22 protein-coding genes, 8 tRNA genes and 1 riboswitch are annotated in these 22,786 nt (G+C 41.6%); of the genes, 5 read left to right on the forward strand and 25 right to left on the reverse strand.

The window, feature by feature from the left end; genetic code table 11:
• Positions 1–45 precede the first annotated feature (45 nt).
• Entirely contained in the window at positions 46–2,991 is a 2,946-nt protein-coding gene (locus tag NHH16_RS06190; RefSeq protein ID WP_262068722.1) for an ATP-binding protein, read from the forward strand.
• Between the two features lie 63 nt (positions 2,992–3,054).
• Here NHH16_RS06190 and NHH16_RS06195 read toward each other — a convergent pair whose 3' ends face one another.
• From NHH16_RS06195 to NHH16_RS06205, 3 genes are all read right to left on the reverse strand, one after another.
• Positions 3,055–3,525, reverse strand: coding sequence for a flavodoxin domain-containing protein (locus NHH16_RS06195; protein WP_262068723.1), 471 nt, complete (start codon positions 3,523–3,525; stop codon positions 3,055–3,057).
• Positions 3,526–3,589: 64 nt separating this feature from the next.
• Positions 3,590–3,663: transfer RNA gene (locus tag NHH16_RS06200), tRNA-Arg, on the reverse strand.
• Between the two features lie 57 nt (positions 3,664–3,720).
• Positions 3,721–4,542: a sigma-70 family RNA polymerase sigma factor gene (locus NHH16_RS06205; protein ID WP_262068724.1), complete on the reverse strand. Its 822-nt coding sequence runs from the start codon at positions 4,540–4,542 to the stop codon at positions 3,721–3,723.
• Positions 4,543–4,688: 146 nt separating this feature from the next.
• Here NHH16_RS06205 and NHH16_RS06210 point away from each other — a divergent pair, with 146 nt between their 5' ends.
• The 4 genes from NHH16_RS06210 to NHH16_RS06225 all read left to right on the forward strand — a co-directional run bounded on the left by NHH16_RS06210 (position 4,689) and on the right by NHH16_RS06225 (position 8,223).
• Entirely contained in the window at positions 4,689–5,552 is an 864-nt protein-coding gene (locus tag NHH16_RS06210) for a pyridoxamine kinase (RefSeq protein ID WP_262068725.1), read from the forward strand.
• Positions 5,553–5,637: 85 nt separating this feature from the next.
• Complete coding sequence (locus NHH16_RS06215; protein ID WP_262068726.1) at positions 5,638–6,120, forward strand: HD domain-containing protein; 483 nt, start codon at positions 5,638–5,640, stop codon at positions 6,118–6,120.
• An 86-nt stretch (positions 6,121–6,206) separates the two neighbouring features.
• Entirely contained in the window at positions 6,207–6,731 is a 525-nt protein-coding gene (locus NHH16_RS06220; protein WP_262068727.1) for an ECF transporter S component, read from the forward strand.
• Positions 6,732–6,852: 121 nt separating this feature from the next.
• Positions 6,853–8,223, forward strand: a complete 1,371-nt coding sequence (locus NHH16_RS06225) for a PhoH family protein (protein WP_262068728.1) — start codon at positions 6,853–6,855, stop codon at positions 8,221–8,223.
• Between the two features lie 68 nt (positions 8,224–8,291).
• On the opposite strand, the gene NHH16_RS06230 is transcribed toward NHH16_RS06225, so the two are convergent.
• The 22 genes from NHH16_RS06230 to NHH16_RS06335 form a co-directional block, all read right to left on the reverse strand.
• Complete coding sequence (locus NHH16_RS06230) at positions 8,292–10,148, reverse strand: acyltransferase family protein (protein WP_262068729.1); 1,857 nt, start codon at positions 10,146–10,148, stop codon at positions 8,292–8,294.
• A gap of 60 nt (positions 10,149–10,208) precedes the next feature.
• Positions 10,209–11,408 (reverse strand): cation:proton antiporter, encoded by a 1,200-nt coding sequence (locus tag NHH16_RS06235; RefSeq protein ID WP_262068730.1) that lies wholly within the window; start codon positions 11,406–11,408, stop codon positions 10,209–10,211.
• Positions 11,409–11,591: 183 nt separating this feature from the next.
• Positions 11,592–11,669, reverse strand: a riboswitch (Fluoride riboswitch).
• Positions 11,670–11,691: 22 nt separating this feature from the next.
• Positions 11,692–12,057, reverse strand: a complete 366-nt coding sequence (locus NHH16_RS06240) for an ACT domain-containing protein (RefSeq protein ID WP_262068731.1) — start codon at positions 12,055–12,057, stop codon at positions 11,692–11,694.
• 23 nt (positions 12,058–12,080) lie between these two features.
• Complete coding sequence (locus NHH16_RS06245; protein ID WP_262068732.1) at positions 12,081–12,410, reverse strand: tRNA-binding protein; 330 nt, start codon at positions 12,408–12,410, stop codon at positions 12,081–12,083.
• Between the two features lie 23 nt (positions 12,411–12,433).
• A complete protein-coding gene (locus NHH16_RS06250; protein WP_262068733.1) occupies positions 12,434–13,183 on the reverse strand; it encodes a permease prefix domain 1-containing protein in 750 nt (249 codons plus the stop codon).
• On the reverse strand, positions 13,173–13,517 hold the full coding sequence (locus tag NHH16_RS06255) for a PadR family transcriptional regulator (protein ID WP_262068734.1): 345 nt from the start codon (positions 13,515–13,517) through the stop codon (positions 13,173–13,175). Before NHH16_RS06255 ends, NHH16_RS06250 begins: the two co-directional genes overlap by 11 nt.
• Before the next feature lie 97 nt (positions 13,518–13,614).
• Positions 13,615–14,958, reverse strand: a complete 1,344-nt coding sequence (locus NHH16_RS06260) for an esterase/lipase family protein (protein WP_262068735.1) — start codon at positions 14,956–14,958, stop codon at positions 13,615–13,617.
• Positions 14,959–14,988: 30 nt separating this feature from the next.
• Positions 14,989–15,477, reverse strand: a complete 489-nt coding sequence (locus tag NHH16_RS06265; RefSeq protein WP_262068736.1) for a hypothetical protein — start codon at positions 15,475–15,477, stop codon at positions 14,989–14,991.
• Positions 15,467–15,913, reverse strand: coding sequence for a hypothetical protein (locus tag NHH16_RS06270; RefSeq protein ID WP_262068737.1), 447 nt, complete (start codon positions 15,911–15,913; stop codon positions 15,467–15,469). The genes NHH16_RS06265 and NHH16_RS06270 overlap by 11 nt, the downstream gene beginning before the upstream one ends.
• Complete coding sequence (locus NHH16_RS06275; protein WP_262068738.1) at positions 15,913–16,506, reverse strand: lactate utilization protein; 594 nt, start codon at positions 16,504–16,506, stop codon at positions 15,913–15,915. Before NHH16_RS06275 ends, NHH16_RS06270 begins: the two co-directional genes overlap by 1 nt.
• Before the next feature lie 380 nt (positions 16,507–16,886).
• Complete coding sequence (locus tag NHH16_RS06280) at positions 16,887–17,636, reverse strand: GNAT family N-acetyltransferase (RefSeq protein WP_262068739.1); 750 nt, start codon at positions 17,634–17,636, stop codon at positions 16,887–16,889.
• 13 nt (positions 17,637–17,649) lie between these two features.
• Positions 17,650–18,264: a HEAT repeat domain-containing protein gene (locus NHH16_RS06285; protein ID WP_262068740.1), complete on the reverse strand. Its 615-nt coding sequence runs from the start codon at positions 18,262–18,264 to the stop codon at positions 17,650–17,652.
• Entirely contained in the window at positions 18,257–18,784 is a 528-nt protein-coding gene (locus NHH16_RS06290; RefSeq protein WP_262068741.1) for a dihydrofolate reductase family protein, read from the reverse strand. Before NHH16_RS06290 ends, NHH16_RS06285 begins: the two co-directional genes overlap by 8 nt.
• 129 nt (positions 18,785–18,913) lie before the next feature.
• Positions 18,914–19,519, reverse strand: coding sequence for an NfeD family protein (locus tag NHH16_RS06295; RefSeq protein ID WP_262068742.1), 606 nt, complete (start codon positions 19,517–19,519; stop codon positions 18,914–18,916).
• A gap of 308 nt (positions 19,520–19,827) precedes the next feature.
• The gene (locus NHH16_RS06300) at positions 19,828–21,690 is read right to left on the reverse strand and encodes an acyltransferase family protein (protein ID WP_262068743.1); all 1,863 of its coding nucleotides are present in this window, start codon (positions 21,688–21,690) and stop codon (positions 19,828–19,830) included.
• Between the two features lie 217 nt (positions 21,691–21,907).
• Positions 21,908–21,993, reverse strand: a tRNA-Leu gene (locus NHH16_RS06305).
• Positions 21,994–22,030: 37 nt separating this feature from the next.
• Positions 22,031–22,103 (reverse strand) — tRNA-Val (locus NHH16_RS06310).
• 35 nt (positions 22,104–22,138) lie between these two features.
• Positions 22,139–22,212 (reverse strand) — tRNA-Asp (locus NHH16_RS06315).
• 4 nt (positions 22,213–22,216) lie between these two features.
• Positions 22,217–22,290: transfer RNA gene (locus NHH16_RS06320), tRNA-Ile, on the reverse strand.
• Positions 22,291–22,322: 32 nt separating this feature from the next.
• A tRNA-Thr gene (locus NHH16_RS06325) sits at positions 22,323–22,395 on the reverse strand.
• 16 nt (positions 22,396–22,411) lie between these two features.
• Positions 22,412–22,483, reverse strand: a tRNA-Glu gene (locus NHH16_RS06330).
• Positions 22,484–22,614: 131 nt separating this feature from the next.
• Positions 22,615–22,686 (reverse strand) — tRNA-Asn (locus NHH16_RS06335).
• Positions 22,687–22,786: the final 100 nt, after the last annotated feature.

A 22,786-nucleotide genomic window follows, 5' to 3' on the forward strand; every position in this document is an offset into this window, starting at 1 on the left:
ATAATATAAATTTACTGTTAAGACTTGATAAGGAGAGGCTATATTATGAACGCCGTAGACATCAAACAACTCATTCAAATGGATATCGACAAATGTATTGGCTGTAATCTTTGCCTTCGCACCTGCCCAATTGAAACCGCTAATACCGCTTATCAGGACGAGTTTGGCAATACTAAAGTCTCCTTAGACGGCGAGAAATGTATTCAATGCGGAACCTGTGTGAAGGTCTGTAAGCATCAAGCCCGTTATATTAACGATGATTTGGAGCGCTTCCTTAACGATCTTAAAGACGGCGTTTCCATTTCTCTGATTGTTGCCCCTTCCATTAGAGCTCTTATGCCAAACTATAAGGAACTCTTTTCTTGGTTGCACAAGTTAGGTGTTCAACTGATTTACGATGTTTCCCTAGGCGCTGACATTTGCACCTGGGCTCACTTACAATACTTAAAAAAACATACCCGACCACTAATAACCCAGCCTTGCCCAGTAATCGTTTCTTACTGTCAACAATATCGCCCTGAGCTTCTCGAATATCTTGCGCCCATTCAAAGTCCAACGGCCTGTACTGCCCTTTATCTGCAAAAGCAAGGGCATAACGAGCGGATTGCCTCCCTCTCCCCTTGTGTTGCTAAGAGCCGAGAGCACCAAGAAACGAAACTAATTCACTATAATATTACTTTCCGAAGACTTTTAGATTATCTCGAGCAACACCAGATTACCTTTCCGACTGGTGAATACGACTTTGATAACCCACCTGCAAATGCCGGAAGATTATTTCCCCTTCCCGGCGGCTTAGGTGAGAATCTTCGCTTTTTCATAGGCGATGAATACCAGATTGAAAAAGCTGAAGGAACCGACGTCTTCGAACAACTAAATACTTATTTACAGACGCCAGATCAATTAAAACCAGATGTCTTTGACGTGCTTAATTGCTCCGGCGGCTGCTTGCTTGGTCCTGGTGGGGGTACAAACAAAAATCTATTTAACTACACAGCTCGCCTACACGCGTCTCGCCAACAAGTTCACGCCCATCGCCTAGAAGCCCTAAGAACGATGCGCCAATACGATAAAAGCTTAAAACTAAGCGACTATCTAAGAAGCTATCAAGCCGCCCCCACAAGTGATACGCAAATAAGCTACGAAGCTTTAGAGCAGGCTTTTGTTTCCCTTAAGAAAACCACCTTCGCTCAGCGACACTTTAATTGCGGCGCCTGCGGTTCCTCCTCTTGTGAAGATATGGCTCGCAAAATAGCTTTAGGTGTTAATATCCCCTTAAACTGCGTTATCCTATCTCGGGATGAAGCAAAGCATGAAAAAGAAAGAAACGCTCGCTACCTCTCCATGGTTCGCAACATCGGTGACAACCTTTTCCAAACGGAAGGCCTTGCCCACAAGCGCTTCGTTACCGATTCCTTAAAGCAGTTAAGCGAAACCATCGATTGTTCTGCTGTAGCCATCTGGGGCCGCGATAATGAGCGAAGTACTTATGAGCGAATTAATGGTTGGTACGGTAATAGCCCTTCCCGAATTGCCATTAACGGTGACTGGCCTGATGAATGGACAAATCGACTTAGCCGCGGGGAACACCTGTTAATTAATGTAAAAGGCGAGAGACCTGAGCTCTTTCCCAAGGATGTCTCCACCCTTTATATTGTTCCTGTTCACATTCAAGGGAAGTTCTGGGGGTTTGTTGATGCCGTCGATATAAAAGAGCGCATTTATAGTGATGAAGATGCCGCCCTCATCGACTCTGTCGGTCATTTGCTCATCTCGGGCATCCTCGAGCAAGAGCTTAATCACAACTTGATCGAAGCCACGAAAACAGCACAAGCAGCTTCCCAGGCGAAAACAGATTTTCTTTCAAACATGAGCCACGAAATTCGTACGCCTCTGAACGCCATTATCGGTATGACGAATATTGGCTCTGAAAAATCTAAGAATTCAGACAAGAATTATGCCTTTTCGCGGATTCAAGAAGCATCTGAACATTTACTTGGAATTGTGAATGATATCTTAGATATGTCCAAAATCGAGGCTGGTAAAATGGAACTGTCCCTTTCTGAGTTTTCAATCACAGAGATGCTTTATCGAATTCAGAATGTTTATCAGCTCCCTCTTAAAGAAAAAGAACTGCGCTTTTTATTAACCATCGCCGATGACATTCCGCCATATTTATACGGAGACGACCAACGCATTTCCCAAGTGGTTACCAACCTTTTAGGCAACGCCATTAAATTCACCCCTAACTGCGGTGAAATCACCATCCAAGCCGCCGGTAAGTTCGCTAGCGATAACCTCTTTGACCTTGAGATAGCAGTTAGTGATACAGGCATCGGTATTACTAAGGAACAGCAACAAAAGTTATTTCGTTCCTTTACCCAAGCTGAAAGCGGGACCTCGAGAAAATTTGGTGGCACCGGCCTTGGTCTTGCCATTTCCAAGCGCTTAGTGGGGATAATGGGCGGGGAAATCGCCCTCGCTTCTCATCCAGACAAAGGTTCTACCTTCACCTTTAGTATACCGCTAAGGATAAGCAGCAAAAATGAAGCAGCACGCCAAGGCACCAACCTTCCCGTTGACGCTAACAATTATCACAATGCCTTTAAAGGAAAAACCATACTACTCGCTGAAGACGTAAAGATTAATCAAGAAATTGTGAAAGCTCTTTTGGCACCAACCCTAGCCTCTATTATAAGTACCGACAACGGCGTTAAAGCTCTGGCGATGTTTGAGCAAGACCCTGATAAATTCGATCTTATCTTTATGGACTTGCAGATGCCGGAGATGGATGGACTAGAAGCTACCCAAAGAATTCGCAGTCTCTCTCATCCCGCAGCCCAAAATATCCCTATCATCGCAATGACTGCTAATGTCTTTAGAGAGGATGTTATGCGCTGCCTCGAAAGTGGTATGAACGCCCATATCGGCAAACCCATTAATACCGCCGAACTTTTACAAGTAACTGCAAAATACCTAACTTGCAGCGATTAGCTTAGTAAAGGACCCAGATAGTGGTTTCTAGGAAATCACTATCTGGGTCCTTCATCTAAATAATTAAGCCTTCATTTGTTCGCCAAAATCCGCTATTTTCTTCTCGTTAATCATATTGGTATATTCACTCAAACCTGCCACTTTCTTTATCACTGCTTTGGCAAGGAAACCACACTTACTCGGATCAAAGACACCACCTAAAAAGGCAACTGCTTTCGCCTTCTGTACAAGTGCCTGAGAAAAATTTGCCTCTAAGTACTCCTTTTCCCCTTTCTCCTGCAGACCGCAAAGAAATATCCCTAGTCGCTTTTGCCCGAGCACCTCCTCATTTTCCTTCGCAAATGACTTTATACTCTTATCCACCATGCCTGCGGTAATCCTGCTGCCCATAATTACGCATTCATAAGCCGCCAAATCAGGTATCTGCTCAGTCGCACTGTTCACTAAGGTAACATCTTCAAAGCTAGCGGCTAGCTTTTTTGCCACCTCTTTTGTCGATCCATATTTTGTCGCGTATACGATTAGTGTTTTCATTTGTCTCCAATCCTTTCCTACTTACATAAAAAGACCCAGGACAACCATCCTGAGTCTACAAAAACGTGGGTGAGAAGATTCGAACTCCCGGCCTTTTGGTCCGTAGCCAAACGCTCTATCCAGCTGAGCTACACCCACATGCTGTTTCTCAACAGCAATAGTAATTATATATCAGTTTTCGGCACGTGTCAACGATTATTCGTTCTCCATTTTAACTAAATTTATTTTAAGCTGCTTTAGAGCTCGCCCTTCAATCTGACGAATTCGTTCTCTGGTAAGTCCGATTTTATTCCCTACTTCTTCCAGGGTATAGATTTTCCCTTCTGGGTTAAGGCCAAAACGCATGCGGATAATCTCTTGGTCGCGCTCAGGGATTGTGGCTAGCACCTCGCTAATCTCATCGTGTAAAGCCTCTTTCATCAGCGCCCCTTCTGGGCTGGCACTATTGACGTCCTCGATAAAACTCTCAAGACTACTTTCATCCTCTGCACCGCCATAAGGCGTCTCTAAAGATAAGGGATCCTGGGCATAAGAGAGCATATCACATACGGCTTTTGGAGTTACGCTTCCCATTCGCTCGGAAATCTCCTCCGGCGTCGGCTCACGGCCTAATTCCACTGTCAGTTCATTGCGATTTTTAAGCACGCGATTCACGTTCTCAGCCATATGTACCGGAATCCGAATCGTCCGTGATTTATCAAGAATCGCTCTTGCCATCGCTTGATTAATCCACCAACTTGCATAGGTAGAGAAGCGAAAGCCCTTGTGGTAATCAAATTTCTTCGCTGCCTGCATCAGTCCGAGGTTACCTTCTTGAATCAAATCCATAAAGGATAATCCTCGTCCTCGATACTTCTTAGCCATCGAAACGACTAATTTCAGGTTCGATTCTTCTAATTTCTTTAGCGCCTCTTCATCGCCTTGTTCTATCCGCTTTGCCAACTCAATCTCTTCTTCGGCAGTTAGAAGGGGGATGTTTCCAATATCTCGTAAATACGCTTGTTCTTCTCGTTCCATATGCATCCTCCTCACATTTTCTTTTCTATATATCCATTCTAGCGGTTTTACCCATAAGATACAATTAAGTTTCTGTGAAATAACTTTAAAAAAAGACTTTGGTAGTGTAAGATATTCTTAGTTATTGTGAATGGAGATTATGAAATATGTCAAAAAAAATTGCTGTTATAAATGATCTATCGGGCCTCGGGCGCTGTTCCCTGACTGCGGCTATTCCCGTGCTTTCCGTCATGGGAGTATCTCCTTGCCCTCTTCCAACAGCAGTCTTAACTGCCCAAACAGGCTATCCCAGTTACTACTGTGATGACCTTACCGATAAAATGGATATTTTTACCGAGGAATGGAAAAAGCAAGAAGTCGCCTTTTCTGGCATCTATACCGGCTTCCTGGCTAACACTGAGCAAGTCGATAAGATTTTTCACTTCTTAGACGCTTTCTATAATGAGGATAATTTTCTTTTAGTTGACCCTGTAATGGGTGATAACGGTGAGACTTACCCGATCTTTACGGACACCTTTTTACAGGAAATGAAGCGTCTCTGCGAAAAAGCTGACATCCTCACCCCTAATCTAACGGAAGCGTGTCTTCTTGCTAATAGCGATTATCAGCAGTTTACTGCGACCACCAATCCTGATGGTTTACTAGACCAAATCGCTACTCTTGGTAGAAAGCTTCTAAATAAGCCAAATAAGCATGTAATCATTACTGGCATCCACTTAGAAATAGACCAGGTTCCCTCCATGGGAAATCTTCACGTCTATCAAGATGGCTGCAATTTCTCTTCCTATCCGTGCGTTCACGGCAGTTATTCAGGTACCGGTGACTTATTTGCTTCTTGCCTCACTGGTGGGATTGCTAGAGGTGAGGAGATTAAGGATATTATCGAAACCGCGGCGCAGTTTATCGGTAAGTCCTTAATTGATACAAAAGCCGATAACACACCAACCAGAGAAGGGGTTAACTTCGAACAAAATCTGGGAATGCTCATTTCTAGGTTTTCTAAAAGTTGAGAAAATCTTTAGGAAATGTTAAGCGAATTCTCTCGCTAAAAGGTATATAATTATTTCTAGAATGCAAAGGAAAGGGGATAAGACAGTGGAAAACTACAATACTGATGTGGCAGAGTTTCTAAGTCTAGCTAGACCAGTACTCGAAAACAATAAATTCAAAGACAGTGCCAAGCACATGCAACATGGCACCACAACGGTTTATGAGCACAGCTTAGCCGTCGCTTATTATAGTTTCTGTCTAGCCAAAAAGCTTGGCCTTACCGAACACTTAGATGAACTCGTACGCGGTGCCCTCTTACATGATTTCTTTCTCTACGATTGGCACGATAAGGAGCATGCTAGACTCCATGGTTTTCACCATCCGCTAACCGCCCTTAAAAATGCTAAGAAAGAATTTCAGCTAACCAGGCGAGAACAAGATATTATTCGTAAGCACATGTTTCCGCTAACCTTAATACCTTATCGTTACCGGGAAAGCGCTCTTGTCTCGGTCGTGGATAAAGCTTGTGCAGCCATTGAAATCGCTGCCAAATACAAGCTACCTTTTGCCACTGTGCCAGCACTTTAAGACTGATTACTTACAAACTGTAGGTTGTCAGTCTTTTTTTTCCGTCGTATAATCATATGTATATGTAAAATAAGGAGGATTTACCCATGCAAACTACCCACAAGAAAATGATTTACGCCGCGCTCTTTGCCGCCCTAACTTTCGTTGCCACTTCCATTATCCGCATCCCCACACCAGGGACCAGCGGCTACGTGCACCCTGGTGACGCTTTCGTCATTCTCGGTGGTATTTTGCTTGGCCCCCTTTGGGGCGCTCTCGCCGGTGGCATCGGTTCCGCACTTTCCGATCTAGTTGGTGGTTACGTAATCTATATCCCCATTACCTTTCTCATAAAAGGGCTCGCTGGCGGCCTTGTGGGCTATGCCTTTCACTCTTTCCGAGGTGCTTTTAAAAAAGCTCCCCTAAGAGTTATCATCGGCGGTGTTATCTGTACGCTTATTGTCGCCCTTGGCTATCTTTTTTGCGAAAGCTTCCTTTACGGTTTTGCTGCCGCTCTAGCTAGCTTTTTACCCAATCTTATTCAAGGGATAACGGGAATTATTCTAAGTAGTGTGCTGTATCCTATCCTTAGCAAAATCCCTGATTTACAAGCATTCCACAGACACAAATAGTTTGTTTTTGCTAAATTGTCTCATTATTCACTTGAACTCGTCTTTATTATCAGATATTATTATAGTATAAAGAGCGAGTATTGAACTACAATATCTTGTGAATTGAAAGTGAGGGAATGCTATGCAAAAAACCTTTGTTTTGGACACCAACGTTTTACTCCAATCCCCCCAAGCACTCTATAGTTTCGAAGATAACAACATCGTTCTCCCCGTCGTTGTTCTAGAGGAATTAGATAACTTTAAGAACGACGAAGGCGAGCGCGGGGCAAATGCCCGCCAAGCAATTCGGCTCCTTGAGGAGCTTCGACTCTTAGGAAACCTTCCTGATGGCATCAGCTTACCAAACGGTGGTACTCTCCGTCTAGAGGTGAATCACATCGACGTCAAACTCCCTGACGGCTGGAAAGAAAAAAGCCCCGATAACCGCATCCTTAAAGTGTGCAAAGGCTTAAGCGACGCCGGCGATGGCGTAGTCCTTGTAACTAAGGACGTGGTTGCGAGAATCAAGGCGCAAATGCTAGGTATCCCCGCTGAGGACTTCACCACGGAGCAGGTCGTCGCCTTAGATAAGCAGTACACCGGACGCGGCCATGCTTATGTACCTGATTCCGCTTTTGCCGCCTTTCACCAAGAAGGGGTTCCCCTTGATCAGCTTTACACCTCCAGTGATGATGGCGAAACTACGCCACTTTCTACGGAACCAAATCAATTTCTGATCCTCCACTCCGATCAATCCGAAAAGAAAACCGTCCTAGGACGGGTGGAAAAAAATCGTGTCGTTCCATTACACTCTATTAATATACAACCTTTTGGAATTATTCCTCGTAACGTCGGCCAGCGCTTTATGCAAGAGGCCCTGCTACTAGGCCCTGAAATCGCCCCGCTAGTGATTGTCAAAGGGGCTGCTGGAACCGCTAAGACCCTCTTTGGACTGGCTTGTGGTCTAGAACAGATTCTGGGACGAGAAGAAAAAATGTATCGAAAAATTCTCGTTTGCCGTCCAAATGTTCAATTCGATGAGGATATCGGCTTTTTACCTGGTACAGAAGACGAAAAGATCGCCCCATTAATGCGCCCTATTATCGACAATCTCGAAATTCTCGTAGACCGCGACGAAAAAGAGCGCTATCAAAACGAACACGAATTGCGAGATAAGATCGACGAGCTTTTTGACCGGGGAATTATTGAAGCTGAGGCGATGAACTACATTCGCGGCCGTTCCATTTCGAATACGTATTTGATTATTGATGAAGCCCAGAATTTATCACCTAGACAAGTCAAAGGGATTATCACTCGCGTCGGAAAAGGCACAAAGGTTGTGCTTCTTGGTGATCCCCAGCAAATTGATCATCCCATGCTTGATAACCAGACCAATGGCTTAAGCTACGCTGCCGAGAAAATGAAAGGCAGCGACCTGTGTTTTCAAGTCACTATGGAAGCCGAGGAATGTGAACGTTCCGTTCTCGCCCTCGATGCCGCCGCAAGAATGTAAACGGAGGAGCCTATTATAGGCTCCTCCTTAATTTACCCGGGCAGTCTCGCAAAGTGTAATGCTTCCGGTTATTCTTTCTTTTCGCGGTAAACAGCTAAGACTGCATCCTTAATCCCTTGAATATAAGCATCTGCTCCTGTGACATTTGGATGGGTTTCATCTGGTTCAAAGTACTCCGGATGTCCTTCGCTTAGCGCATACCAATCCACTAGGTACGTGTTCGGCGTGGCTTTCACAAAGTCTTTGATTTGTTGGTTATTATCATCTATCCAGCTTACAAAAGGAGCTCTGCCAGTGATTACAAAGAGCGGTTTGTCTGGCCCTAGCTCTTGGCGTAGTACAGGAAGCGAATCCCCGAGCGTACCATTCGTTCCTAGAGCAAAGATCACTCCATCACCATTCCAACCGCTATCTACTGCATAGTGATTGTAAATACCGCCTACCTCTGTAGCAAAACGACTAACCGCTGCGTCACTAATACTTTGAGGAAAGGTAGCATAAAACTGGTCTGTCGCTCCTAGAGCAATCGAGTCCCCAATGAGTAACAACTTGATTTCTGCTAAAATCTCCTCATCGGTTTTTGCCACTTTCTCTTCTTCTGCTACTTTATCTTCTTTATTCGCCTGCGCTTCTTTTAGCTTCTCAGCCGCCAATTCCTGCGCTTTCTGCGCTTTTGCCTGCATTTCCTTCTCAGTATTTAGAGCTTGCTTCCTAGGCACAAATAGCATGCATAAAAGCATCACTAAGACTACGGCTAGAGAGCTACCTGTGACTATCAAAACCTTCTTAAATACCTTCATTTGTCGTTCTCGCCCCTTACTACTTCTAGGATTTTTCCGAATAATCGCAATATTCTTTTTTATCGCATCTCGGCGAATCGGAGTTTCTACGTAGCGATACGACAACTCTACCGCCACTAGCGTTAAGATTAAAGTAATCGCAATCTGCCACCAACTCATGGGGCGCCCGCCACTGATTAGTAAAATCAACGGATAGTGCCACAAGTAAATCCCATAGGAGCGTTCGCTTATATAACGAAATGGTAAAATGCTTAAGACCTTTGACAACACGCCCTTACCGTCCAAAACGCCATATATCACCAGGACGCCCAGAATCGAAGCAATTGCTAACCCGCCTTTATACCAAAAGTCACTAAAACCATAAATCGTCGCCGTCATAACCAATAAACCAATAAGAGCCGCTGCGCCGATTCCCTGTCGCAGATACTGATCTTTCTTCTGCGATGACAATCGCGGATTTACCATCGCCAACAATGCCCCAAATAAAAGGGAAAATAACCGAGTATCCGTTCCATAGTAAACACGGCTAGGGTCTTTTGTTGGGTCAAATAAAAGCCACATAAGAGCCATTGAGATAATGGCTAAGACGATGGTTACTCTAATCAGAATTTTCTTATCAAAAAACTTATTCATCAGGAGTAAAAAGATCGGAAATAAGATAAAGAACTGGGCTTCTATCGCCTGAGACCAGGTATGGGTAAACGGCGACGGTGTTCCCGCATTTTCAAAATACGATACGTTATTGAAAATTTGCCACCAGTTGTTGTACCCGAGTATCGCCGACAAATAATCTTCGCTTCCCTTGGTAAACAGTACGCGATTAAAAATCGCGCTAACGATTATAATAATCGTTGCCATCACAAAAATAGCTGGTATTAGTCGCTTGACTCTCTTCGCGGCAAAGGTTTTAAAGTCAATCTTCCCTGTGTTTTCCACCTCTGGTAGTAAGCTCCTGGTTAGTAAATAACCAGAGATTACAAAGAAGATCGTTACCCCTAAAAGACCTCCCTTGGCAAAAGGGAGGCGCAAATGATAGGCGAGAACCATTAAGACAGCAATTGCTCTTAGCCCATCAATACCAGTTATATAATTTTTTTGTGTTTTTTCACTCCCTACATCTCCCACGTACATACACCTCAATATTTATTCGTTCTGTTTCTCATTATAGCGATAATTTGCGGGAATTTAAAGGGGTTTAGCGGCTTTTCTCGATTTCTTTAGGAAACTTTTATAAGTCACATCTACGCCTAGTGCTCCTAGAGGTGCTGTTATTAAAATTGACAGCACCGCCACGGTCAAAACAATTTGCCCACAAGGAAGTCCCATCGCCAAAGGAATGCCTCCAATAGCCGCTTGTACCGTCGCTTTTGGAATATAAGCAATCATACAAAAGGCACGTTCCCGCCAACTCAATTTCGTTCCTAACAGGCAACAAAATACCCCCAACATACGCACACACAATACAACTAATAATAGTAAAACCGTCTTCCCACCGGCTGCTACCGCAAAGCGTAGGTCGACAGTCGCTCCTACTAAAACAAACAGGAGAATCTCGGCGGCTACCCATAATCTTGAATACTTTGCTGATAGTCGCTCCGCCAAAACTGGATTATAGTGTAAGGTTACCACTCCTACTGCCATAACTGCTAGCAAGCCGGAAAAAGGTATGGTTTCCGACAACGCTTTCTCAAGCGCTACTAATAAAAAGGATGCACTTAAAAGAAGAATTACTTTCGCCGAGTCCCGAATATGAACTTTTTTGAAAAAGAGACCAAAAGCAATCCCTACCACTCCCCCAACCACAATGCCTAACATAATCGAAAGCGGAATTCCCGCAAAACGAAGATAAGATATTTTGCCGCCATTTGCTAAAGAGGTAAAGGATGTAAAAAGTACGATTACAAAGACATCGTCTACCGAAGCACCCGCCATAATAAGCTGAGGGATCCCTTTATCCGTCCCGTATCCTTTTTCCATCAACTTAAGCATTCTTGGAACTACTACCGCCGGTGAAACAGCGGCGATAACACTACCCATAATTGCGGCAGAGAGGACCGATATATTTAATAATATCGGTGCCAATATTATTGTGGCAACAATTTCAAAACTAGCCGGCACAAAGCACATCAATATTGCTGAGCGTCCCACTTTCTTTAACTCTTTTAAATCCAAGGAAAGTCCTGCTCTCGTCAAGATAATCACTAGTGCAAGCTGTCGCAAATCCGTCGAGATCCCCAAGATACTCTCGTCAATTAGATTAAGCACGTATGGACCTAAGATAATTCCTGTTAGAAGCATTCCTAAAAGACTAGGAAGCCTCAACTTTGTAAAAATCGAACCTAATAGCATTCCCAATAGAAAAATAAACGCGAGACTTGTTAACATAAAATAATCCTCCTATTTACATAAAATAGAATTTGCGCTTGGCAAATTCTGGCGCCTTCGGCGTGTGCATACGCACAAAATACATTACGCCGAAGTGCGCATCCTGGCGGAGCGCTTTTTATGTAACAGGAAAATTCAAAGAACTTTCCTGTTACATAAAAAAAGCTGGTAACCCTGCGATTTTGAATCACAGAAGTCATCAGCTTATAGTAGCAGTTTTGGTTTATCATACCATGGGAGAACCTCATTCCCAACACGAGAATATCACTTTTTATGCTTCCTGTCAATTTATCTCATAACCATTGCTCTGTAAAATTGTCAGCGCCTTTACATAATGCTCCGACTTTAAGAAAATATAATCCGTATTAAAAGTTGACACTACGAAAATACTGATTTTCTCATCCGCCAATAGCTTAGATATCCTAGCAATCACCCCAATCATACCAAAGTCCAAAGCACCACAAATCTTTAACCCCTTCCAGTCTTTCTCTACGGCAATCGTATTATCTGGAATCCTTGATTCCTCACAGACCAACGATATTTCTTCATCCGTAACAGATAAGAAGGTGAATTTATTGGTCAAATCAACTGTCGCTACCGACGATACTTTGCATACCGCAAAGTCTTTTTTTAGTTCTTGTAATTCCATTTTTTACCTCATGTACTTTCTCTCTAGTAAATACGATCTCCATTTTTTACCATTTCCGACACAGCAAGCAGCACCGTTCCTTGTTCTGACTCCGTCCCTAACACTAAGACCTCGCTTTTTACTCCCGCCACTCGTCTAGGCGGAAAATTCACTACAGCTATAATCTGTCTTCCTTCTAGCTGTTCTTCTGTATAAAGTTCTGTAAGCTGAGCTGAGGAAGTCTTAACTCCTAACTCCTCACCAAAATCAATAATCAATTTATACGCTGGCTTTCTCGCTTTTTCATTTAGTGTTGCCTCTAGAATTGTCCCCACTCGCATATCTACTTTTACAAAATCATCAATTGTAATCATTTCATCTCCTTGTCATTACATCTCTAAAGAGACATTACTAAAGGGCGAAATCCATGTAACTCGACCACAATAAAGATATTTCCCCTTTTTATAATGCCTTCTTTCGCTTCTAGTCGTACTCGTTTGCCGTTTACAAATCCATATCCCTTATAGCTATTTATATCCGTCTCAGCAATGCCTACTTCCCACAGTAGTTCCCGTACCTTTTTATCTCTAATACAAGCTATCGAATACCTTTCTAACGTCAATAACACTAAGATTAATAAAATCCAAATCAGAGCACTTTTAATATTACGTGCAAAAAAGTATACCGAAACCGCTAAGATAAAGGCGCTATTTGTAATTCCGCCACCGTTCCAATCCCTAGCCCAGGCATAAAAAAGTGGTAAATCCTCGTATTTTTCCAGCGCAGAAATCAATAAGCCAAGCAGTAAAGTTCCTAAACCTATATAGTCTGCCCACTCTTGAGGCAAAATACGAAAAGGTAGAAAATATCGTAGGATTACAAAGGCTGCACTCACAATTAGAAAGTAGGTCAGCAATGGCCATTCAACGCCTTTACGGTACACCTTATTAAGCTTTCTCCCTGCATATACTGGATCCCCTAATTGATATACCGCTTCTTTCTCTGCTTCTTCGGCAGACATTCCCTTTTCCATCAAGGCCTCCATATGATCTTCCATATGGTCGCTGTACTCCTTTACAATCTCATCAAGTTTATCTGACACACTTATTTGCTTCGCTAACAATCTAAGATATCGTTTAAAACTCATGTACTTCACCACCTTGTCTCAGCATGCTAGAAATTGCATTTGCATAAATTTCCCATTCTTTGATCTTAAGCTCTAAATACTGCTTCCCCGGTGTTGTTAAGTGATAATATTTTCTGGTTTTATTGCTTACTTTTTTTTCATAACTCTCTAAATAATTCTCCTTTTCCATTTGATGCAAAAGCGGGTATAGCGTTCCCGCCTTCAACTCAAATACATTCATGGAACGTTGTGACAGTGTATCGATCATCTCATAACCATACATGTCCTTTTCAAGCAAAAGATTAAGCAGCAGCATCGTCGTACTTCCAGATATCAAACTTTTGTCTACATTCATCACGATTATTCCTCCTTTCTATATCGACTATCTATATATTAATATTATATCGATAATCTATACATGTCAAGAGTTATATCGGGAATCTATATAATAATTAATAGCCTTTGCTTTTTAAGTCCTTAATTAAATCAACATAGAAATTTCTAACTTCAAAGCCAGCAATGTTCTCTCGGAATAAATCAATCATATCCCCATGAGAAATCCCGCGCCTACCGCTTACCACTACATCTCCCAGATACTCTCCCCACTTTGCCGAAGTAATCGGTACCAGTCCGTCATTTTCTACCTTTTGTAGCATATTAATAATTCGATAGGTCAAGCTAAGAGGAAAGCCAGCGCTTTTAGGGCTATTCATTTTTGACATAACACTTTGATAGAGTACTCCTGGCATATCCATGACTTCTTGATTAAAGACTAGGGCTCTTTCTTCGGTCAAGTCTTCTACGGCACCAATGAAATCCGGATGGGCATCTCCAAGCTTTTTAAACATTTTATTATAGGTTTTTGCTACCTTCTTAACCACCGATAGTGGCAATTTCCCAAGAAGAATGTCGGCCCATTTGCACCCATAATGCGGAGTGTTAATGGTCGTCAACGAAGCCACTTTTTCGTGCATTCCATACATACTGATCGCGTAGCGGGAATCAAGACCTCCTTTTGAATGAGCGATAATATTTAACTTTGGCGCTCCAGTTTCTTCTAAGATTTGCTCTATTTGAGCACTAAGCTCCTTTGCGCTTTCTTTTACCGCTAGTGCACTTTCTTGCTTGCCATAGTATACATTGGCGCCGTTTTTGATTAACTCCTTAGGAATCCGCCCCCAATAATTGAAGTACTGCCAATCGCGAAAGAACACACCGTGCACCATAAGGATAGGATACTTCGTTTGGCAAACCTGGTTCTCCGCTCGCGCTGCATCCATCTGGGCAATGTGAGATTCTACTTCACACTCAATTCTGGCAATTCTGGTGACCTTACGGATAATATAAATATTAAAGATAGGTATCCACCAAAAAAACATAACCATTAACTTTTTTCCTACCTTTATTTGCTTTGACAAAAGCAACAAACGAAAGATACCCTGCATCTCTAAAAGTAGGAACAACACTAAAAAGACCAAGGCATTGGCTAATAATAAGCGCCAAGGTAAGTTCCCAACAATTAGTAGGATTACATAAAAAACCAATTCAATCATAAACCCATAACCAAAAGCCGTTAATAGCTCACACCCGCCATATAGAACCTTCATGCGCAGCGTCATGTACTTCAAATCCCGAACGCTAAAACGCTCTGGCAAAACACTAAAAGCCAGATAAAAAAGGAGACTCAAAACGAGAACTAACCAAAATCTACCATTTTTTAACTGCAAAATGTTTTGCCAGAGTATAAAATTACAGACCATCACTAATAGGACTGTAGTCAATATTTTCTTAATCATTCTCCCTCTTATTTCCCTTCCGAGTTACTATTATAATAAATTCGTCGCCCGTACATTAACCTCTGCACAGACCAGATTAGATATATGCTCAGCTGTATCCTTTGTCAACAAGAAGAACATTCCATCATTACGACATTTTTTATGTGTGGCATTATCCAAGGTATAAACAAACCCTTTAACGCATGTAGAACTACACGCCTCGGGATCAATAAGTCTCTTACAATCGCGAGAATCCGTCATTTTCTTTTGCATATCACTTGGTAAAGAAGCAATTATGTCTTCACACTTGTTGACATTATCACCATATATTCTTGCCAAAACACCTGACTTACGAAACACCCAATTCATGACTGTCTTTTTTGCTAGTTGGTACGAAGCCGTATAACCGCTTTTTGCTTCCTTGATTACAAGGTCACAACCTTGTTCTGTAAGTTCATAATTCAGTTTTTCAACAAATGCCTGGTGCTCTGGTTCGACCGATGATAGGAAGTCTTTAAATGTTCCCTTTTCATTTGCCATAATTTTCCTCCATCACTTTTAATAACGCCTCAATATCTTTTTCAATTAAGCTATGCATCGTATCTTTATACCGTAGATAATCAATCTCAAATACACGGTGACGAATCTTCTCACACAGGCTCTCTTTGTAGGGAATCACATCTTGTAGCGCCACAAGAGCTTGACGCACCGCCGTCGGTTTTTCGTCATCTAAAATAGACAGTGCCAAGTCCAAGTTGCTATCGATTCTCTCTTCTTCATCCCATTTTGCCTGCTTGCAAAATAAGCGAAACCCGCGAACCCGTATTACGTACTGATCACTGTCTATCATCGAAACAAATTTATCAAGGTAAGAATATAAAGCGTCACTATTATCAGACAATGCCTCTAGTTCTTGCAACGCCTGATAAGCCACTGAGGTATCTTTATTTTCCAATTTGCTTAATAATTCTTTCATTAATATCCCAGCTCCTCATTCACAAAAATAATCTCGCATTTCATCCCTAGAGGCACCCTCTCTATAATCGAGACGATACGGCAAATACGCTCAGGACTGTTACAATCGTAGCACTTATCACCTTTAACTGCACACGGAGTTTTAAACCCTAAGCGCTTGGCATTAAGGGGGGCTGCGACGTTCTTGCATCTCTCATATGCATCTGTTAAATTCGTTCTGATTTTATTCTTTCCCACAATATAGTAGCACATATTAGGTCCGAAGGCCGTCATGGCCACGCGATTCCCGGTTCCGTCAATATTGACGATTTCACCCGTTTCTGTCACGGCATTGGCACTGGTAATATAAATATCTGCACAGTTCGCCAGTTTTCGCACTTGCATTCCGGGAATTTTATTATGCCATACCACGACATTAGTTTGCTGTAATTCCTCAAAGAGGCCCATCTCCTTCAGCGTTTCACTACCACCAAACCCTATCGTTTGATTTTGTAAAGCATCCGAAAGATATCTAGAGGCCTCTTCCTTTGTAGAAAAAAACTGGGTAGTAAATCCGTGTTTTTCAAAATTTTGTCTTATCTGCGAGTAGTCCATAAACTAACCTCCTCTATAATCTCAAGCAGAGTACCACGTCCATAAAACGTGCATGGGCGTGGATGAATGCTCACATGTCCATAATTCAAAACGCTTATTTTAAATCGAACATTTGTTTGCATAATGTCGGTAAATCTGATACAATATAAATAAGAACGGAACATTGAAAAGTGAATATTGTATGAGGTTTTGTAAGTCAAACATCTTACAAGTAAAACAATATGTGTCGTCAAGTAAAGACGATAAAACATACCGTTCCTTAAAAAGTATTCCGGTCAAACGGATAGTGGTGGCATGAGACCGCCGTCTCGGCACGAACAGCCTGTACGATACAGGTTCGAAAGACGAAAGTGTTACGGCTAGTAAAGTAAGTCGGAGACTTACATCCTTGTTCGCACTTCGGTGCACAAGATACCACTTCCAAGCATAGGCATTGGGAGTTGGTTATTCATCTTTCCCGAAGCGTAGCCTAATTGCTTGACTTGGCCACTATCGGCATCATAGATAATTACCGCCTCAAGATTATCCAAGGCGCCACTATAAAGAACTCGGTATTGTTTGGCAAACTCTTTTATAATATCCATCCGGTTTTCAAAGGATGGCGAAAAGCTTAATAGCCCTTCGATGCTCTCAAGAGGAACTTCCGTCACTGAAACATCTATAATATCATCCTTTTGAACCTTATCCGCACTTCCATGCCCACGAAAGCAGGCAAACTCCTCCACTATCTTTAACCCCGTCTTCTGATAAGCATTTACTGCCGGTGTATTCGACTGAATAACCTCAAGCATATAATAATGAACCCCCTCTTCTTTTAAGTTCTCTTTGCAATAATCCATTAACCTAGAAGAAATGCCTTTTCGCCGATGCTCGGCAATCACTCCTGTTGCCGCGTCAAAGGCAACCATCTTACCTTTATACATCCCGATTGCATTGAGTAAAAGCGCAACTAGGCGCCCTTCATAAAACGCGCCATAGGATAGTTCATATCGGACATTCTCATGCTTAAATCGTTGATACAGGGTTTCTTCGTCTAAATCCATCTGCACCACATAATCCGAAAAGGCTTCCCTCATACAATTAACGATGTCCGAAAAGATTATGTCTGCTAAATTCCTAAATTCATACATAATCTTTACTCCTTTACAGAAATTTGCTTGCTAATTTATATACCTGCTGGAGTCCTTTTGAAGATAACTCCCATGTTTTTATTTCCTCATGCACTAGTTCTGGATATTTTTTACTGATATCCCGCAAAGCGTTTCCCACTGATTTGCGCACATACTCGCTTTCGTCTTCTTTACACGCCGCTAACAGCTCGATTGCTGTGCTTGGATGTTCGCGAAAATAGGGACGACTTGTCCATATTCTTAGGCCTTCTGAAACCGCTCTACGGACATTGGCCTGGTCACTATTTAACCACTCTCTAATCAACGGCAATGCCTGTTCATAGCCGATAATTGCACAATGATTATCAAAAGCCATTGCTAATATTTCTTGAACTTTCCAGCTTTCATGCTTGCTGACTTCATCTCTTAGAAAGGCTAATGCCTCTTGATTACTATGAGCAGAATACCCTAGTAAAAACACGCCAATTTCTTGTATTTGAAAATTGGGCGAGTTATATAATTCCAAGCCCATGGAAAGACACTCCTCTAGCGAATGAGTTTTATAATATTTTTCAGCTTCTTTTTTTACAAGTTTTAACGAATCTTTTTCAGGCAAGACTTCTTGTAAATATTTTTCGAAGTTATTCAAGACGACCTCCCATTTTTTGATACACCAACTCAGCGAATTGTCCGTACTTATTGACTTCCTCTAGGTAGAACCTTCTTAGAATTTCTTTTTGAGTAAATAAAGGCACCCCTCTTCCCAAAAGGACCGGAGCAATCTGAATAATCATTGTATCAAGCAAATTCTCATCGAGCAAAGGCGCTAATAGCTGATTTCCACCAACTATCCATATGTTTTGATTTGCCTTAATACCGCTAACAAATTCAACAATATCTGTAGCTATAGGAATAAATCCACTAACAGGTAAGCTTTCTTGATGAGTAAAAACGTAATTTTCTGTTGTCGGATAGACTGAATTAATATCGTCCATCTTTGCAACTTCATCAAAGGTTTTCTTCCCCATGATAGTAACATTCATCTTCTTGTAGAAGTCAGCATAACTTGTCTCCTCGGTTGATCCCGTCTGATATAGCCACTCTAAACTATGGTTCGCATCCGCAAGGTAACCATCCATTGTGATACATCCATAAAAATAAACGCTCATAATATCCCCTCTCTTTTATTCAATATAGCAATAATGCGCTCACCTGTCGAGACGATTCTACTACAAAAAAGACTGCTAATAAAAAGATATTCATTAGCAGTCTCACTACTCTATGCGGTTGTCGGGACATTATTTAAGCTTTTCAACCAATGGCGTAAACCCATCAAATGCCACTACCTTTATCATACTATTGGAGCTGATTACATTGCCCTTATTTAATACACGAACCTTACATTCCTCATTATTGAACTTCGCAATTCCCTTATAACTAATTTCCGTTTTTGCACTTCCGGTCTTCCCTATTAACCTATCAATCTTTTCCTCACGCTTCACCGATAAGAAATATCTTAAAAACAATTGGATTACACCAATTACAAGCGCCCATATTATCGTTTGCAATATATTATCTGATAAGATTGATACTGAAAAAGCTAATATAAGCCCACTATTATTTAGGAAGCCACCATCCCAATTCTCTGCATATGCATAAAATAGAGGCCGAGCAGTGATCTTTTCCATCGCTGAAATACTATAACCGACTATAAGTGTAAAAACCCCCAAAGTTAACTTTACCACTATAGGGACTGGGAATGGATAAGGGAATACGCCTATCTTAAAAATCAAAATAGCAATAGTAGCAATCGCAAAATATAGCATCATGCCCCAATCAAATTTTCTCTTATACTCAGATATTATAAAATCCTCTCTTGCATAACTACTTCCTTCAGTTTTCATATTGCCACCAACTTTTCTTTTTGCAAAGTTGACCCCTTGAAGGGTATTAATTCATTGCGTTTACAGTGACCTGCTATGCCTCAAATAGATTAATTTCATTATAACGAATGTGTAATCACTACACAATACCCTTTCGGTTTTCTTCCCACTCTGTCATATCACACAAAAGAAAAAAGGCTCTATACTAAATGTTGTTGACTAGACAAACAAGAAAGGAGCTTTGGTATAAGTGCATTCTAATTCCATCAGTAAGTTATTTAGTTTATCAAGGTAAGAATACAAAGCATCAATATTATCAGACAATGCCTCTATTTTTTGTACACCTGAAGAACTGCCGCTCTAATACAATCAATATATGCTTTACAGCCTTCATCTGTTAAATGTGTTTCGTCTCCAACAAAATATTCGCTGTGTCCTTCACTTGCTTTATACCAGTCTATCAGATAAGTGTTATCTGTAGCTTCTGCAAATTCATATATTTCCTTATTGTTTGACTCTTCCCAGCTTGCATAGGGCGCTCTGGCGGTAATTATAAAAAATGGTCTATCTGCTCCCAGCATCTCTCTGAGTGTCCCAAGAGAATCGTAGAGAAGTCCATTTGATCCAAGAGCAAAAATCACACCATCACCGTTCCACCCTTTTTCATTCACATAGGAACCATAAATCGCAAAACTTTCTGTCGTATATCTGCTGACGGCTGCATCACAGATACTGTTTGGAAAGGCAGCATAAAATTCATCTGTCGCCCCTAGTGCTATCGAATCACCAATCAGTAACAGATTAAGACTTTCAAGAATCTCTTCATCTGTTTGATACGCCACAGTAGCATCTTTACTTGCATCCTGATTTGTTGTTTTTTCATTTGTCGAAGACGTCTTCTGCTCAGTAAGTTTCTTTGCTTTCTGTGCTTGCACTTGCAATTTTTCAATATCATTCAATGACTTCTCGCGTGGTACAAAAGCGATACATACTATAGCAGTTATCCCTATTATCGTAATAACAAAAACGGTTTTAATACTTCTTCGTATCGTCCGTATCTGTCTTCTACGTTCTCCTCTTGTTCTCGGATGCGCTTTTATAATGTCAATATTTTTTTTGATAATGCCATGACGCACCGGTGTTTCTATCAACTGATATGATATAGCAGAAACCACTCCTGTTAAGAGAACTTCGACAAGTATTATCCACCAGCTAGATTTCTTGCCCCCACTGATTAATAGAATAATAGGGTAATGCCATAAATATATACTGTAAGAACGATCCCCAATCCACTTTAATGGAAAGATGCCCATAACTCTTCCGAAAATACTATTTTCGCTCATTACAGAAAATATTATTAAAGCGGTCATAATTGATGCTATAGCCTGTCCGCCTCTGTATAAAAAGCTACTATACCCATCAATCATAACCATCATATATAAAAGTCCTACGAATAATACCACTCCAATAACATCCCAATAATGGGTTGTTTTTTCGCTATTTACTTTTCCATCCTCTGATATCAATGCCAAAAGTGCTCCGATTAGTAGTGAAAACACTCTGGTATCCGTTCCGTAATATACTCTGCTAGGGTCTTTTGATGGGTCAAATAAAGCCCACATTAGGACTATAGAAATTAAGGCTAGTATAAAGGTAATCAGGATAGTATTTCTCTTTCTATTTCTAAACTTAGCAAGAAAAATAAGTAGTAGCGGATATATTAAATAAAATTGTGCTTCAATAGCCAATGACCAACAATGGGTTAATGGAGATGGCGCTCCTGCATTTTCGAAATAAGAGACATCATTAAATATCTGCCACCAGTTATTATAACCTAAAATGACGGAAAGAACATCCGAGCAGGTTTTAGTAAATAAAACACGATTAAAAATAGCACTCACAAATATAAGCGCTGTTACCATTGTTAAAATTGCTGGTAACAATCTTCTAAGACGTCTAATCCAGAAATTTTTAAAATCGATTGTCTTCGTTCGTGCTATTTCCGGCAACAATATCCGAGTAATTAAAAATCCAGATATCACAAAAAAAATAGTAACACCTAGTAACCCTCCCTTTGCGAAGGGAAGTTTTAAATGATACGCAACGACCATTAAAACCGAAAAAGCTCTTATACCATCTATTCCCTGAATATAATTCTTTTGTTTTCCATAGTTATTATTTTCTGTCTTCATTCACATGTCCCTCATACCCAATAATGCTGCACTTTCCAACTCACTATTTTAGACCATCTCACCCTAAAGTGCAATCGACCGTTTTGCTCTTCATATAACACTCGTAAATGGCTGAAATCCTTGTATAATGGGGCTGTACAAAATTGTACAACTTTTTGGCAAAAATAAAAACGCCCCAAACGCCCTATTTACAAGGTGTTTGAGGTGTTCTAACGAATGCCGCAGACCGGAATCGAACCGGTACGAAGTTTAACCCTCGCAGGATTTTAAGTCCTGTGCGTCTGCCAGTTCCGCCACTGCGGCATCTTCATAAAGAAGAGTAACAGACAAGCTGTTACTATGGGACCAATAGGGCTCGAACCTATGACCCCCTGCTTGTAAGGCAGGTGCTCTCCCAGCTGAGCTATGATCCCAAATATAAAATTAATCATTAGTACAAATGTACTAACGACCCAGAAGAGACTCGAACTCTCGACCTCCGCCGTGACAGGGCGGCGCTCTAACCAACTGAGCCACTGGGCCTAAATGGACCTTCAGGGACTTGAACCCCGGACCGATCGGTTATGAGCCGATTGCTCTAACCAGCTGAGCTAAAGGTCCTTCTTTCTTACCCGTCCCCAGTAAGGACTTAAAGCCGTTGACCGGACTTGAACCGGTAACCTGCTGATTACAAATCAGCTGCTCTGCCAATTGAGCCACAACGGCATATTAAATTGCTAAATGACCCCTACGAGAATCGAACTCGTGTTACCGCCGTGAAAGGGCGATGTCTTAACCGCTTGACCAAGGGGCCGCATCGGCCACTTCACTATAGCGACCAATCGTTATATTATCATAAAGCTCGTCTTATTTCAAGAGGTTTATACAAAAAACTGTAATAGAAAAATCCTGCAAACAATTGTCTGCAGGATTTTCTAATTCTAACTCCCCGAGCTGGGTTCGAACCAGCGACCCTTCGGTTAACAGCCGAATGCTCTACCGCTGAGCTATCGAGGAATATAAAAGGCATTATACCTTCAAAACCAGCATACAAGAAACAATTAATCATCCTGTTCATTTTAAAACCTATCCATTTTTGGTCATGCCCTCGACCGAT

Origin of the sequence: Ohessyouella blattaphilus (assembly GCF_024721265.1) — a bacterium.
GTDB lineage: Bacteria > Bacillota > Clostridia > Lachnospirales > Lachnospiraceae > Aequitasia > Aequitasia blattaphilus_A.

Coding starts and splice junctions, on each gene's coding strand:
- NHH16_RS06250 (WP_262068733.1), bottom strand. CDS start 13,183: ATGAGTTTTAAACGATATCTTAGATTGTTAGCGAAGCAAATAAGTGTG.
- NHH16_RS06255 (WP_262068734.1), bottom strand. CDS start 13,517: ATGAATGTAGACAAAAGTTTGATATCTGGAAGTACGACGATGCTGCTG.
- NHH16_RS06240 (WP_262068731.1), bottom strand. CDS start 12,057: ATGGAATTACAAGAACTAAAAAAAGACTTTGCGGTATGCAAAGTATCG.
- NHH16_RS06205 (WP_262068724.1), bottom strand. CDS start 4,542: ATGGAACGAGAAGAACAAGCGTATTTACGAGATATTGGAAACATCCCC.
- NHH16_RS06225 (WP_262068728.1), top strand. CDS start 6,853: ATGCAAAAAACCTTTGTTTTGGACACCAACGTTTTACTCCAATCCCCC.
- NHH16_RS06260 (WP_262068735.1), bottom strand. CDS start 14,958: ATGATTAAGAAAATATTGACTACAGTCCTATTAGTGATGGTCTGTAAT.
- NHH16_RS06210 (WP_262068725.1), top strand. CDS start 4,689: ATGTCAAAAAAAATTGCTGTTATAAATGATCTATCGGGCCTCGGGCGC.
- NHH16_RS06275 (WP_262068738.1), bottom strand. CDS start 16,506: ATGGACTACTCGCAGATAAGACAAAATTTTGAAAAACACGGATTTACT.
- NHH16_RS06190 (WP_262068722.1), top strand. CDS start 46: ATGAACGCCGTAGACATCAAACAACTCATTCAAATGGATATCGACAAA.
- NHH16_RS06220 (WP_262068727.1), top strand. CDS start 6,207: ATGCAAACTACCCACAAGAAAATGATTTACGCCGCGCTCTTTGCCGCC.
- NHH16_RS06290 (WP_262068741.1), bottom strand. CDS start 18,784: ATGAGCGTTTATTTTTATGGATGTATCACAATGGATGGTTACCTTGCG.
- NHH16_RS06265 (WP_262068736.1), bottom strand. CDS start 15,477: ATGGCAAATGAAAAGGGAACATTTAAAGACTTCCTATCATCGGTCGAA.
- NHH16_RS06245 (WP_262068732.1), bottom strand. CDS start 12,410: ATGATTACAATTGATGATTTTGTAAAAGTAGATATGCGAGTGGGGACA.
- NHH16_RS06295 (WP_262068742.1), bottom strand. CDS start 19,519: ATGAAAACTGAAGGAAGTAGTTATGCAAGAGAGGATTTTATAATATCT.
- NHH16_RS06235 (WP_262068730.1), bottom strand. CDS start 11,408: ATGTTAACAAGTCTCGCGTTTATTTTTCTATTGGGAATGCTATTAGGT.
- NHH16_RS06280 (WP_262068739.1), bottom strand. CDS start 17,636: ATGTATGAATTTAGGAATTTAGCAGACATAATCTTTTCGGACATCGTT.
- NHH16_RS06300 (WP_262068743.1), bottom strand. CDS start 21,690: ATGAAGACAGAAAATAATAACTATGGAAAACAAAAGAATTATATTCAG.
- NHH16_RS06270 (WP_262068737.1), bottom strand. CDS start 15,913: ATGAAAGAATTATTAAGCAAATTGGAAAATAAAGATACCTCAGTGGCT.
- NHH16_RS06195 (WP_262068723.1), bottom strand. CDS start 3,525: ATGAAAACACTAATCGTATACGCGACAAAATATGGATCGACAAAAGAG.